The sequence below is a fragment of the Verrucosispora sp. ts21 genome (assembly GCF_002879555.1).
Classification (GTDB): Bacteria; Actinomycetota; Actinomycetes; order Mycobacteriales; family Micromonosporaceae; genus Micromonospora; species Micromonospora gifhornensis.
Map to the genome: position 1 here is coordinate 58105 of NZ_PNOZ01000035.1, position 12931 is coordinate 71035.

11 protein-coding genes are annotated in these 12931 nt (G+C 69.1%); 6 read left to right on the forward strand and 5 right to left on the reverse strand.

The features are described 5' to 3' along the window. Positions 1-398 precede the first annotated feature (398 nt). The 4 genes from rpsF (at position 399) to rplI (ending at position 2039) form a co-directional block, all read left to right on the forward strand. Positions 399-689 (forward strand): 30S ribosomal protein S6, encoded by a 291-nt coding sequence (gene rpsF / locus C1A38_RS16820; protein ID WP_013736576.1) that lies wholly within the window; start codon positions 399-401, stop codon positions 687-689. A gap of 80 nt (positions 690-769) precedes the next feature. Next, positions 770-1297 (forward strand): single-stranded DNA-binding protein, encoded by a 528-nt coding sequence (locus C1A38_RS16825; protein ID WP_199180226.1) that lies wholly within the window; start codon positions 770-772, stop codon positions 1295-1297. A 41-nt stretch (positions 1298-1338) separates the two neighbouring features. Beyond that, on the forward strand, positions 1339-1578 hold the full coding sequence (gene rpsR, locus C1A38_RS16830; RefSeq protein WP_007073789.1) for a 30S ribosomal protein S18: 240 nt from the start codon (positions 1339-1341) through the stop codon (positions 1576-1578). Between the two features lie 14 nt (positions 1579-1592). Then, positions 1593-2039, forward strand: coding sequence for a 50S ribosomal protein L9 (gene rplI, locus C1A38_RS16835; RefSeq protein ID WP_102658768.1), 447 nt, complete (start codon positions 1593-1595; stop codon positions 2037-2039). Between the two features lie 238 nt (positions 2040-2277). On the opposite strand, the gene C1A38_RS31400 is transcribed toward rplI, so the two are convergent. After that, positions 2278-3396 carry a chromosomal replication initiator protein DnaA gene (locus C1A38_RS31400; RefSeq protein WP_233196870.1) on the reverse strand — a complete coding sequence of 373 codons (1119 nt, stop codon included), beginning with the start codon at positions 3394-3396 and terminating at the stop codon, positions 2278-2280. A 925-nt stretch (positions 3397-4321) separates the two neighbouring features. Here C1A38_RS31400 and dnaB point away from each other — a divergent pair. Then, entirely contained in the window at positions 4322-5710 is a 1389-nt protein-coding gene (dnaB, locus tag C1A38_RS16845) for a replicative DNA helicase (protein WP_377678417.1), read from the forward strand. 79 nt (positions 5711-5789) lie between these two features. Here the strand turns inward: dnaB and C1A38_RS16850 are convergent, their stop codons facing one another. From C1A38_RS16850 to C1A38_RS16865, 4 genes are read right to left on the reverse strand one after another with little or no spacing between them, the layout of a single operon-like run. Beyond that, positions 5790-6173, reverse strand: coding sequence for a TFIIB-type zinc ribbon-containing protein (locus C1A38_RS16850; protein WP_102658771.1), 384 nt, complete (start codon positions 6171-6173; stop codon positions 5790-5792). A gap of 19 nt (positions 6174-6192) precedes the next feature. Continuing rightward, positions 6193-6825, reverse strand: a complete 633-nt coding sequence (locus tag C1A38_RS16855) for a phosphoribosyltransferase (protein WP_102658772.1) — start codon at positions 6823-6825, stop codon at positions 6193-6195. Next, positions 6822-8141 (reverse strand): glycosyltransferase 87 family protein, encoded by a 1320-nt coding sequence (locus C1A38_RS16860; protein ID WP_102658778.1) that lies wholly within the window; start codon positions 8139-8141, stop codon positions 6822-6824. The genes C1A38_RS16855 and C1A38_RS16860 overlap by 4 nt, the downstream gene beginning before the upstream one ends. A gap of 13 nt (positions 8142-8154) precedes the next feature. After that, positions 8155-10659, reverse strand: a complete 2505-nt coding sequence (locus tag C1A38_RS16865; RefSeq protein WP_102658773.1) for a putative bifunctional diguanylate cyclase/phosphodiesterase — start codon at positions 10657-10659, stop codon at positions 8155-8157. A gap of 420 nt (positions 10660-11079) precedes the next feature. Here C1A38_RS16865 and C1A38_RS16870 point away from each other — a divergent pair, with 420 nt between their 5' ends. Continuing rightward, entirely contained in the window at positions 11080-12879 is a 1800-nt protein-coding gene (locus tag C1A38_RS16870) for an AfsR/SARP family transcriptional regulator (RefSeq protein WP_102658774.1), read from the forward strand. The last annotated feature ends 52 nt before the right edge of the window (positions 12880-12931 follow it).

Genomic DNA, 12931 nt, shown 5'->3' on the forward strand with positions numbered 1-12931 from the left:
CTGATCCTGACGACGGCTCAAAAAAATGTCGGTAATTTTAGGATTTGCCCCGCGAAGCGCCGACTTCAGCGATAACGTCAGGTAACAACATGATAAAGCTCCGCAGGGCGTCTCCGGTCCAACCTCATCGGTGTGGTCGTTCCTCCCCAGGTCCCACCCAAGGAATGCGGACGAGACGCCCTGCGGTCACGTGACCGGGGGTCCGGGCCGACAGCGACGTCGGCGTGGACCCCCGGTTCGCTGTGTCGGTCACCTCGATGCTGGTGATCGTCAAGGCCGGGTATCCTGGTCAGGTTGTCCGTTCCCGACCGGGTCCCCCCGGATCAGGGCGGGCCACGACGCAGACCTCCTGCCACGGAAGGACCGTGGCCGCTTAGCCCACAGGAGGTGAGTAAGTCTTGCGTCATTACGAAATCATGGTGATCCTCGACCCCAGCCTCGAGGAGCGCACCGTCGCCCCGTCGCTCGACACGTACCTGAACGTGATCAGGACCGCGGGTGGCTCGGTGGAGAAGACCGACGTGTGGGGCCGCAGGCGCCTCGCGTACGAGATCAACAAAAAGGCCGAGGGCATCTACGCCGTCGTCGACCTCCAGGCAACGCCGGAGGCTGTGGCCGAGCTGGACCGCCAGCTTCGGCTCAACGAGTCCGTGCTGCGCACCAAGGTCATCCGGCCGGAGATGCGCTAAGCATTCCACCCAGCCCCCCACCCGGACAGCCTCATCCGTGCTGTCGGAGGGTTCTGAGAACCTGTACGGCACACGCATGAGTGCGCGAGGAGATGGTCATGGCAGGAGACACCACCATCACGGTCATCGGCAATCTGACCGATGACCCCGAGTTGCGGTTCACCCCCTCCGGGGCCGCGGTAGCCAAGTTCCGGGTCGCTTCGACGCCCCGGTTCATGGACAAGGCCTCCGGCGAGTGGAAGGACGGCGAGCCGCTCTTCCTCGCGTGCACCGTCTGGCGGCAGGCCGCGGAGCACGTGGCGGAGTCGCTTCAGCGCGGCGCTCGCGTGATCGTGTCGGGCCGGCTGCGCCAGCGGTCCTACGAGACTCGCGAGGGCGAGAAGCGCACTGTCATCGAGCTGGAGGTCGACGAGATCGGCCCGTCGCTGCGCTACGCCACGGCGAAGGTGCAGAAGATGTCCCGCTCGGGCGGCAGTGGCGGCGGCTTCGGCGGCGGTGGTGGTGGCCAGGGCGGCGGCGGAGGCAACTTCGACGACCCCTGGGCTTCGGCCGCACCGGCACCCTCCCGTTCGGGTGGCGGCAACTTCGATGAGGAGCCACCGTTCTAATGGCCCCGAGCGCCCGTGATCGTAAACCAGGAGCAAGAGCAATGGCGAAGGCTGCGGCACTGCGCAAGCCGAAGAAGAAGGTGAACCCGCTCGACAAGGACGGGATCACCTACATCGATTACAAGGACACCGCGCTGCTGCGCAAGTTCATCTCCGACCGCGGCAAGATCCGCGCTCGGCGGGTGACCGGCGTCACCTCGCAGCAGCAGCGGCAGATCGCCCGCGCGGTCAAGAACGCCCGTGAGATGGCGTTGCTGCCGTACACGGCGACGGCCCGCTGAGAGGAGGTGCCGATATGAAGATCATCCTGACTCAGGAAGTGTCCGGGCTCGGCGCCCCGGGCGACATCGTGGAGGTCAAGAACGGCTACGGCCGTAACTACCTCCTCCCGCAGGGCTTCGCGATCGCCTGGACCAAGGGCGCGGAGAAGCAGGTCACCCTGATCAAGCGGGCCCGCTCGGCCCGGGAGATCCGCGACCTCGGCCACGCCAACGAGGTCAAGGGCCAGATCGAGGCGCTCAAGGTCAACCTCAAGGCCCGCGCCGGCGAGGGCGGTCGGCTCTTCGGCTCGGTCACCCCGGCCGAGATCGTCGACGCCGTCAAGGCGGCCGGCGGCCCGTCGCTCGACCGACGTCGGCTGGAGGTGTCCGGTCACATCAAGTCGATCGGATCGCACCCGGTGCGGATCAAGCTGCACCCCGAGGTGACCGCCACGTTCAACCTCAACGTCGTGCAGGGCTGACCCCGCAAGACGGCAACTGGCAGGGCCTGCACCATCACCAGATGGCGCAGGCCCTGTCACGTTCCTCCGCCAACTCGCCGGCTGGACGCCAGCCGCCGCTCCGCGCCAGGTGGCAAACCGCCGTCACGGGCTGCTGCTCGCCGCCGCCGCCTTGCCGCCGCCCAAGCCTCTCCGCCGCCGCCCAAGCCTTGCCGCAGACCCCGCAATGTGGAGGCCGGAGGTGCTGCGGTCACGGCGCTCAGCCGATGGGCTCACCGGTCACGGCGCTGATCATGACGGTCGACAGACCGCCACCGACCACCGCCGCCGCGAGCGCCACCGTGGTCGGCTTCCAGGAGGTGCCAACCCGCCGCAACAGCGTGGCGACCACCAGACTGCTCACCAGCGCCAACCCGAAGCGCGGTATCCCCCCTACCGTGGCCCCGAAGGCGCGGGCCCGTGGCGACTCGCAACCACCGCCGCTGATGTCGGTCACACAGCCAGTCGGTGGTGCACCGTCCAAGGTGAGAAGCCACAGGAAGATCACCACCGCGGGCAGCAGATAGCAGGCCGCCGTGTAGAGCAGCGGCAGCCAGGGCGCCCCGGGATCCGGATCCAGCAGGTCGTCTTCCAGCCGCCGGCTCCACCCGCCGGTGCCGACCGCCTCGATGCGTCGCCGTACCGACTCCATGCCGGTCTGCCGCGGCGCCGGCACTACCGCGGGCCGCCGCCGGGCCGCCGAACGCGGACGGGGCGCCGTGTATCCGACCACCGGCGATCTCGGCGCCGACGCGCTCGCCTCCACCCATCGTGGATCGTCACCGGCCAACCGGGTTCCCGGCCAGAAACGCTCCGGTGCCGGCTCCGGCGCGGCCGGTTCAACCCAGGCCCACTGGCCGGCACCCGACGTGGCACCCGAGCTGGGCGGCTGCGTCCGGTCCCACCGGTCGGGCTCGGAATTGCCGTCCCACCGGTCCTCACCGCGCCGCCGATCCCACCGGTCGACCTCCGCGGGACGCTCCCACTGACCCGTGGTGTCAGGCTGAAGCCACTGACCGGTCTGATCCGGTTCGAGCCACTGATCCGAGGCGGACGTCCGAAGCCACTGACTGGTGCTGTCGGCGTCCCAAGGATCGGCAGGGCCCGCCACGCCCCGGTCGCCGATCTCAGCCGGCTCCTGCCAGGCGTGCAGACCCGAGGCATCCCACGGATCCACCGCAGGTGGAGTGGACTCCGGTGCCGCCGCCCGCTCCCACGGATCCGCCGCCGAGCCCGGAGCGGACTCGACCGCGCGCCGCCGTCGCCGCGTCGAGGGCTCCGCGACCGGCGCCGAAGCGGCTGACTGCTCGCCCTCCTCGGCCAGGCCCGACCAGGTCACCTGACGGTGACGGGACTGCGCACGCCGCGGTCGGCTCTGCGGCGTCACGCCCGAGACCGGGTCGTCGTCAGCAGCCCGCCGACTGCCGACATAACCGCTGCCCTGAGGACGCTCGAACCTCCACTCACGAATGTGATCGGACGAGGACTCAGCGGCAGAGAACGACGAGTCGCGCTCCGTCGAAGCGGCGGCCCGCCGACCCTGGCTGACCTCCGGCGCACGACGACTTCCCGCATAACGCGTCCGGTCGTCATCGTCATCGTCGTCCGGAGCAGCATGCCGGCCGCCGCCGTCGACACTGCGTACGCCCGACTCCAGGGCCCACCGCGGCAGGTACGGCTCAGCCGGCTCGTCCTGCCCACGTTCGATCGCGCGGCGACGGCTCGGGGTGCGGTAACGCTCGACGGCGGAGTCGTAACGGTCGCCCGGATCGCCCTCGACGGGATCGGCCCACGAAGCGGCCGGCCGTCGCTCACGCGAGCCATCCTCCCCGCGTGCCCAGTCCCGGTAACTCACGGCCGGAGCGTGACCCTTCTCAACCGAAAGTGCAATCCGCTGTCCAGGTGTAGCCGTAGGCCACCGATCCTACGGGAGTATCGGGACAAAGCCCTACCCGGAAATTCCGACCCACAGGCTGTGGATAGCGTTTCCGCAGGTCAGAGCGGTAATGCCGGGAGATCCCCAAGAGTTATCCACACCATGTGCACACGCTGCGCACACCTCTACCCACCGGTGTCCACAGGTTGTCCCGAGGCTCGTCCACCGCTGTGGTTGAGGGCCTGAGCTCGCGTTCCGTATGGTTGCCCCAGCCGCCCGCCCGATGGCCCCCGATCGCGTGGATGGTCAACCTGGTGGTACCCGGGCGGATCCGTGCCCGGATCCGCGCCGACGCAGTGGAGGGGGGCCCGTGTCGGTCACCGACGACATGCGGACAGAGCCGTATCCGAGTGGGCCGTCCTCCGGCCCGCCGCCCCGCGACGGCCAGTTCGACAAGACCCCGCCGCAGGACATCGCCGCCGAGCAGTGCGTCCTGGGCGGCATGTTGCTGTCCAAGGACGCCATCGCCGACGTGGTCGAGATCCTGAAGACCAACGACTTCTACCGGCCGATCCACGCCACCATCTTCGACACCATCCTGGAGATCTACGGCCGAGGCGAGCCGGCCGACGCGATCACCGTGGCGGCGGCCCTGGCCGACTCCGGTGACCTGGCCCGCGTCGGCGGTGCCCCGTACCTGCACACGCTGATCGCGAGCGTGCCCACGGCCGCGAACGCCGCCTACTACGCGCGAATCGTCAGCGAGCGTGCCGTGCTGCGGCGCCTGGTCGAGGCCGGCACCCGGATCGTCCAGCTCGGCTACGGCACCGCGAGCGGCGGCAGCCGCGACGTCGACGACATCGTCGACCTGGCCCAGCAGGCCGTCTACGACGTCACCGAGCGTCGGGTCAGCGAAGACTTCGCCGTCCTCGCCGACATGCTCCAACCGACCCTCGACGAGATCGAGGCCGTCGGCGCCCAGGGCGGGGTGATGACCGGGGTACCCACCGGCTTCACCGACCTGGACCGGCTGCTCAACGGCCTGCACGCCGGCCAATTGATCATCGTGGCGGGCCGACCTGGTCTCGGAAAATCGACGGCCAGTATGGACTTTGCCCGGAATGCGGCAATCAGGGCCAATCAGGCGGCGGCCATCTTCTCGCTGGAAATGAGCAAGGTCGAGATCGTCATGCGACTGCTCTCGGCCGAGGCGCGCGTACCCCTGCACGTGCTGCGCAGCGGGCAGCTCTCCGACGACGACTGGACCAAGCTGGCCCGCTGCATGGGCGAGATCAGTGAGGCACCGCTGTTCGTGGACGACACCCCGAGCATGAACCTGATGGAGATCCGGGCCAAGGCTCGCCGCCTCAAGCAGCGACACGACCTCAAGCTGATCGTGGTCGACTACCTCCAGCTGATGACCTCACCGAAACGCACCGAGAGCCGGCAGCAGGAGGTCGCGGACCTGTCCCGAGGGCTCAAGCTGCTGGCCAAGGAGGTCGAGTGCCCGGTCATTGCGGTGAGTCAGCTGAACCGTGGCCCGGAGCAACGTACCGACAAGCGACCACAGCTGTCCGATTTGCGCGAGTCTGGGTCAATTGAGCAAGATGCGGACGTTGTCATCCTGCTGCACCGTGACGACTACTACGACAAGGAGTCGCCACGGGCGGGGGAGGCGGATTTTATTGTGGCCAAGCACAGAAACGGGCCGACCGACACGGTGACGGTGGCGGCTCAGTTGCACCTGTCGCGCTTCGTGGACATGGCCATCGTCTGACCCGAGGTCCGTCGGCTCTGGCACGGTGTCCCCGCCCCGGCGCGGTCTGATCCGACGCCGGAGCGGAGACCGTACAGGCTCAGCCGAACATGTCGTCGAGGAAGCTCTTACGCTTCTTGCGCCGGTAGTGCCCGTGGTAGCCGTAGTGCTGCTGCCCGTGGCCGTACGCCGGTGCCGGCGCGGGGTAGCCGGGCGGTGGGGGCGGCGGCACCGCGCCGTAGCCCGGCTGGTGCGGGGCGGGCGCGGGCGGCGGGTAGCCACCCGGCTGGGCGACGTGCTGGGGCGGCTGCGGAGCCGGCGGGGTCTGCCTGGCGTTCCAGTTGGCTTCCGCCTCGAACAGTTTCTCCAGCTCACCGCGGTCGAGGAAGATGCCCCGGCATTCGCCGCACTGGTCGATGACGACGCCACTGCGCTCGTACTGGCGCATCTCTCCGTGACACTTGGGACAGGTCAGGCTCATCATCCGAAGGTACCTGGTCGGTTCACGCAGTGGCGGTCAGCGCCTCGGTGACCTCGTCGTCGGAGACCTCGTGGAAGTCGTCGTAGTAGGCACCCACCGCACCGAAGTTGGCAGGTCGTTGGGCGCAGATCGCCTCGTCGGCCTCGTCGGCCAGCATCTCGCAGGCCTCCTGCGCGCCGACCGGCACGGCGAGCACGACACGGCGGGCACCGAGGTGCCGGGCGACCTGCACGGCGGCTCGGGCGGTCGCGCCGGTGGCCAGGCCGTCGTCGACGATCAGGGCGGTACGACCGGTCAGGTCCAGCGGTGGGCGGCCGGCCCGGTAGAGCTGTTCCCGTCGGTCGAGTTCTGCCTGCTCCCGGCGCTGGACCTCGGCGATGTCGTCGGCATCCAGTTGGCCGGCGACCAGGTCGTTGAGCACGCGTACGCCGCCGGGACCGAGGGCGCCGAAGGCCACCTCGGGTGCCCAGGGCATGCCGAGTTTCCGGACCACGAGCACGTCCAGCGGTGCGCCGAGCCGGTCGGCGATGACCCGGGCGACGGGCACTCCGCCGCGTACCAGGCCGAGCACGGTGACGTCCGGTCGGCCGGTCAGGGCGGCGAGTCGGTCGGCGAGGGCCCGACCGGCCTCGCTGCGATCGCGGTAGGTGGTCATGCCCTCAGGTGTACGCCTTGCCGGGCCTCTTCGCCCGCCGGTTGCCCGATCCGGGGAAGGTCGAGGGCGGGAGCCCAGACGAGAAACGCGATCGGGTACAGCAGGTAACCGAAGCGGGTGGTGGGCATCAGCAGAATGGCCGCGAGTAGCCCGTACGCGCAGATCAGGCTGATGGTCTCGGCGGTGCGGGGCGGTCGGCGGGCGAGTCGGACGGCGATGGCCAGCCCGGCCGCGACGAGCAGCGCGGCGGCGACGGCGCGGCCGGCCGGTACGTTGGCCGCGATCAGGTAGCCGGGGAACGGCGACTGTGCGGGGCTGGCGACCAGGCCGTGTCCGAGCGGGAAGCGCAGCACGTTCTCCACGAGGGCTTCGTGGTCGACAAGCAGGACGGGCAGCAGAGCGAGGGCGGGAAGTCCGAACGCTCCGGCGGCGACCCGCAGGCCGGCGCGTCGGGTGAGGCCCCAGATGACCAGCACCAACGCGACCGGCCAGGCGAACAGCTTGAGCGCGCCGGCCACACCGACCGCGATGCCGGCCCAGCCGGGTCGTGCGGTGCCGGCGCAGGCGAGCGCCAGCAGGCAGAGCGCGAGTACGGGCAGATCGTCCCCGCCGGTGGCGAGGGTCAGCGCGCAGACGGGGAATACGGTTGCGGCCTGCATGCCGCGGAGCAGGGTGGCCGGGTTCCGGGCCGGCAGTCCGGGGGTCGGGCGCAGCAGGCGCGCGGCCAGGAAGAGGGCCAGGGCGGTGCCGACGGCGAACCAGACCCGGGCGTCGGTCCACCAGGTGTCGTGCAGGGCGCGGGGCAGCCCGAACAGGGCCATTCCCGGCTGGTACGGGGTGTAGCCGAGCAACTGTTCGCCCGCTGGCAGGGCGGCGATGGCGTCGGGGCCGAGGTACGGGGTGCCGGTCTCCAGCAGGCGACGGCCCGAGTCCTCGACGACAAGCACCTCCTCCTGCGCCCGGTCGGTTCGCCCGGCTGCTCGCTGGATGCTCTGCCAGGTCAGTGGCAGCAGGGCGACTGTGGACCAGGCGAGGCTGGCGACCAGCCAGCGTGCGGGTACACCGGCCAGGGCGGAGTCGGGACGCCGGCGACGGACCAGCAGTTGACAGGTGACCAGCAGCGCGGCGGCGAGGTAGCCGACGGCGGCGAGGCTGCCCCAGTGGCGGTGCGTGACCAGCGTGGAGGTTGCCGCGGTGATCGCCGCGAACGCGGCTGAGCCGGCGTAGATGCCGAGGTCCAGGCCGAGTCCGCCGCCGGTGGCGTCGAGCCGGTGCCACCATGCGGGGCGGGAGGCGGTCGCATCGGCGTTGCTCATCCGGGTCAGTGTGTCAGGCCGGTTGGTGTCGGCCCCGGCCCCCCTGACGGCGTCCGGGTGGTAGCCGGACCACCGCGCCGGCGTCGTGCAGTGCGGTCGCGAGGTGGCCGGGGCGACCGGCGGTGCCGCGTTGCAGCGCCGCGAGCAGGGCACCGGCGGCCAGTGGGCGGGCGAAGAGGTGGCCCTGACCGGCGACGCAGCCGAGTTCCCAGAGGGCGAGGCGCTGCGGGTCCCGTTCCACTCCTTCGGCCACCACGGCGAGATTGAGACTTCGGCCGAGGTCGAGAGTGGATCGGACGATGGCGGCGGCTTCGGCGGAGGACTCCATGGCGGTGACGAAGCTGCGGTCGATCTTCAGCTCGTGCACCGGAATTCGGGACAGTAGCGAGAGCGAGGAGTAGCCGGTGCCGAAGTCGTCCAGCGCGAGCCGGACGCCGGAGTCGCGTAGCCGGGTGAGTACCTGGTCGACCACGTCGAGTTGGCTGAGGGTGAGGGTTTCGGTGAGTTCCAGCATCAGCCGGTCGGGCGGTAGGTCGTGGGCGCGCAGCCGGGCCAGGACGGCGCCGGGGAAGCGGGCGTCGAGCAGGCTGCGTGGAGAGACGTTCACCGCCACCGGCACGTCGAACCCGGCGTCGCGCCAGGTGCCGGCGGCGATAAGTGCCTGGTCGAGGATCGCCTCGGCGAATGCGGGGAGCAGGCCGGACCGTTCGACGGTCTCCAGGAACCGGAGTGGGTCGATCATGCCGTGGGTGGGGTGACGCCACCGGGCCAGCGCCTCGGCGGCGATCACCTCGCCGGTGCCGAGGTCGACAATGGGCTGGAAGTTGACGACGAATTCCTGGTCGGCGACGGCGCGGGGCAGTTCACCTCCGAGGGTGAGTCGGCCGAGGTCGGCGGTGTCCCGGGCGGGTGCGTACGTGGCGACCCGTTGCCCGGCCCGTTTGGCCTGGTACATCGCCACGTCGGCGCGGCGCAGCAGCTCGACCATCCCGCCGGCGGCCGGCGCGATGGCGATACCTCCGCTGGCTTCGACGCTTATCTGCATGCCTTCGATGTCGAACGGCTCGTGCAGCGCCGCCAGCAGCGTCTCGGCCCGGTGCGCGGCCACCGCGGGGGCAGGCAGGGTGCGCAGCAGTACGGCGAACTCGTCGCCACCGAGTCGGGCAACCAGGTCGTCGGTGCGGGCCGCGGCGCGCAGCCGCTCGGCCACCCGGATCAGCATCTGGTCGCCGGCGGCGTGCCCGAGGGTGTCGTTGACTTCCTTGAAGTGGTTGAGGTCGATCAGCACCAGTGCGGTGACCCCGTCGGCGTGTCGTTCGTGCAGTTGCTCGTTGCCCTCGTCGAGCAGGTGCCGCCGGTTGGCCAGCCCGGTGAGCGCGTCGTGGGCGGCGGCGTGGGCGTGGGCCTGCGCGACCCGGGCGAGTTCGGCGTACGCCTGGGCGTTGCGCACCGCCGTGCACAGCGCCGAGGCGAAGGTACGCAGGGTGTACCGCTCGCGTTCGGTGAGCTGGACCGACCCGCGGAAGCGCAGCCGCAGTACGCCCACGTCGATGGATCTGTCGTGCCCCTCCAGGGGCGCGGGCACCACCGCGCCTGTCGCGTCGGGGGCCTCGGCGGTGGGGCCGTCGTAGCTGATGCCGTCGGAGTTGCCCCGCACGAGCCGGGCGGCGTCGCGCAGTTCCACCTCCACCTCGTCGGCGGAGAAGAGTTCGGCGGCCCGGGTGACGGCGGTGGTGAGGACCTCGTCCAACTCGACGACGTTGAGCGCGTCGGTGGTCTGGGCGAGCCGCTGCCACGCCTGCTGCTCGGTGCGGCTGCGCACCCGGGTCAGGTAGAGCAGGTTAAGACTGAGCACCAGTGGTGGTACGGCGAGAAGCATGCGGATGTCGGTCCTGATCGTCAGGACCGTGCCGATGATGACGATGAGACGGGCGACGGTCGCCGTCAGTCGCAGATCCCAGTCCTCGCGGAACAGCTTTCCCAACGAGGTGCCGGTGGCCATGGCGATGACCGGCAACGTGACGAGTTCGTCGAGCAACACGGCGGCGAGGTAGGCGGCGGCCAGCGGGACGATCGTGCTGATGATGTCCGAGTTCGTCGGGGGCCACTGGAACAGTTGCAGAACCAGGCCGGCGGCGGTGGCGACCAGCATGTTCTTGCCGATGCCGAAGCACCGTTTGATCGGCGGCAACGGGATCAGGGTGGTGGCGATGGCCACGCCGAAGCCGGTGGCGAGGATGACCACGGGCGAGGGCGCGACGGCCAGCCCGACTACGATCGCGGTCTCGGTCCAGGCGATGCGGTGATTGGTGGAACGGATCCGGACCTGGACCTTGACGATGAAGCCGAGCGTCACCAGAGAGATCAGTGCGGGCCAGAGGAACGTGGCGGCGAGGACACCGTAGTTCGGCAAGTGCGCGACGGAGACGGCGCCGGCGATACCGGCCAGAACGACGACGAGACCGACTAGCGGCCGTAGCCGCCGATCGGTCCCGGTCTGTCGATCCTGCGAAGTCAACCGTCATCCCCATTCGTCACCGAGGGGCTGCGCTCCGCAAGAGTACTTCGACTGCTTCTCATCGAGAAGCTGGGATCAGAGCCATTCGTGCGAGTTCATTTTTACCCCCAGCTGAATCCGGCTTGTTGCTGCCGAATCTAGGGGGACTTGCGGCCGGTTGGTACCATTACGTGTCGTATTGCGCATATTGGGCCAATACGGCACTTTTCTGTCACGTTGTGTCCCCGTGTTCTGACGGAGGGTTCGGTTCCGTCATTGGGGCCGGTTCTTGTCTCCCGCTCTCTTGGTCGGCGGAGGATTTCTAGCCGAACAAGTGTCTCCAGAGAGTTTGTTTGTTTCATCATCGCTTCGGCCGGGAGTGCCGGGATGTGGGGGTCAGCTCGTCGGCTCTGAGCTGGCTAAGCTGCACACGGTGATCCTATGAGTGCAGCTGAGGAGCCGGTGCAGATTCAAGTCCTCGGCGGTCTCGCGGTGCGTCACGGGTCAGCGGTGCTGCCCCTCGGGACTCCAAAACAGCGGACAGTTCTGGCGATGCTCGCGTGTAATCCTGGCCGGCTGGTGTCGGTCGCACAGCTCGTCGACGAGCTGTGGTCGGAAGAGCCGCCGCTGTCAGCCGTACCCAATGTCCGTACTTATGCCGCCAACCTTCGCAGGAGTCTCGCGAAGTTGGTGCCGGAGCGTGAACTGCTGACCCGTGTCCAGGACGGCTACCGTCTCGACGTCGAACGGTCGGACGTGGACCTGTTCGCCTTCCAGGCAGAGGTTGCCGAGGCGCGTCGGCTGGTGCCATCGGACGAGGTGGCGGCAGTGGAGCTGTTGTCCGGTGCGTTGGCGCGATGGCAAGGGTCGGCGCTCACGGGAATTGCGCTCGGCCCGTCACTCTCCGCTCAGGTGGTCGCGGCGGCCGAGGATCGAATGCTTGCGGCCGAGTTGTACGCCAGACTGCAGATCCGGCTCGGCAACTACGACGAGGCCCTACCGGTACTGCGCAATCTGTTGATCACGCAGCCGCTTCGCGAGCCGGCTCACCTGCTTCTCATGCAGGCGCTTCATCTGCGCGGTGACCATGCCGGGGCTGTCGCGGCCTATGCCGCGGCCCGACGAGCCCTGCGTGAGCAGCTCAACATCGAGCCCGGTGGTGAGCTGCAGCAGTTCTACCAGCGGATAGCGGCACACGAACGACGCGTCACGCACCGCGAACGGGAGGCTGGCCCGACTGCGACGGTCGTCCCCGCGCGTACCGGACAGGTGATCCGGTCCTTTCCGCCTCTGCCCAGGGCGTTACCGGACTTCATCGGCCGAGCCGACGCGGTCGAGCGTCTGCTGGCTGAGACTCGGCGAGCATCGGGCGTCGCTCCGGCCGTGCACTTCATCGACGGCATGGCGGGTAGCGGCAAGACGTCTCTTGCCATGCATGTCGCCGCCCAGCTCACGGACCGTTTCCCGGACGCGCAGTTGTTCATCGACCTGAAGGGGCACAACCAGGCTGAGTCGGTGGCACCGGCTGCCGCCCTGGCGGCGCTGCTGAGACAACTCGGCGTGTCGGGTAGCCGGATACCGGGCGACTTCGACGAGCGGGTCTCGCTCTGGCGTCACGAACTTGCAAGTCGACGAGGAATCGTCGTGCTGGACAACGCGGCTGGCGCCGAGCAGGTTCTCCCACTGCTTCCCAGTGGGCCAGGCAACGTGGTGATCGTGACATCCCGACGCAGGATCACCGGGCTGGATGGTGCGCCACCCGTCTCCCTGTCGGTGATGACACTGGATGAAGGGGTTGCCCTACTGGCATCTGCCGCGGGCACACAACGGGTGGCGGCAGAGCCTGATGCGGCAGCGACCGTGGTCAAGCAGTGCGGTCACCTGCCGTTGGCGATCCGGCTGGCCGGCTCCCGGCTCGCGCATCGCCCCACCTGGCGGGTGGCCGATCTCGCGGCTCTGCTGGTAGGCAATGCACACCGACTGGTTCATCTCGCCTCGGGCGACCGGAGTGTGGCGAAAGCATTCGCGGCGTCGTACGAGTCGCTCGGCGAGCCGGCGCGGCGGTTGTTCCGGTTGCTGAGCGTGCATCCGGGCGACTGTTTCGACGTGTTGATCTGTGCTGCGGTCACTGGCTTTTCGATGGACGACACCACCGCTGCTCTGAACGAGCTTCTCGACTGTCATCTGGTCGACGAGGTGAAGGCGGGGCGTTACCGGATGCATGATCTGATCCGACAGTGAGGTGATCTCAGCAGCGCAAAAGTGTTGATTAGTACGACACGGGCGAAGGTGT

Excerpts from the sequence above, each read along its gene's own strand:
- rpsR (WP_007073789.1), top strand. The coding sequence starts at position 1,339 with ATGGCGAAGGCTGCGGCACTGCGCAAGCCGAAGAAGAAGGTGAACCCG.
- rplI (WP_102658768.1), top strand. The coding sequence starts at position 1,593 with ATGAAGATCATCCTGACTCAGGAAGTGTCCGGGCTCGGCGCCCCGGGC.
- dnaB (WP_377678417.1), top strand. The coding sequence starts at position 4,322 with ATGCGGACAGAGCCGTATCCGAGTGGGCCGTCCTCCGGCCCGCCGCCC.
- C1A38_RS16850 (WP_102658771.1), bottom strand. The coding sequence starts at position 6,173 with ATGATGAGCCTGACCTGTCCCAAGTGTCACGGAGAGATGCGCCAGTAC.
- C1A38_RS16855 (WP_102658772.1), bottom strand. The coding sequence starts at position 6,825 with ATGACCACCTACCGCGATCGCAGCGAGGCCGGTCGGGCCCTCGCCGAC.
- C1A38_RS16860 (WP_102658778.1), bottom strand. The coding sequence starts at position 8,141 with ATGAGCAACGCCGATGCGACCGCCTCCCGCCCCGCATGGTGGCACCGG.
- C1A38_RS16870 (WP_102658774.1), top strand. The coding sequence starts at position 11,080 with ATGAGTGCAGCTGAGGAGCCGGTGCAGATTCAAGTCCTCGGCGGTCTC.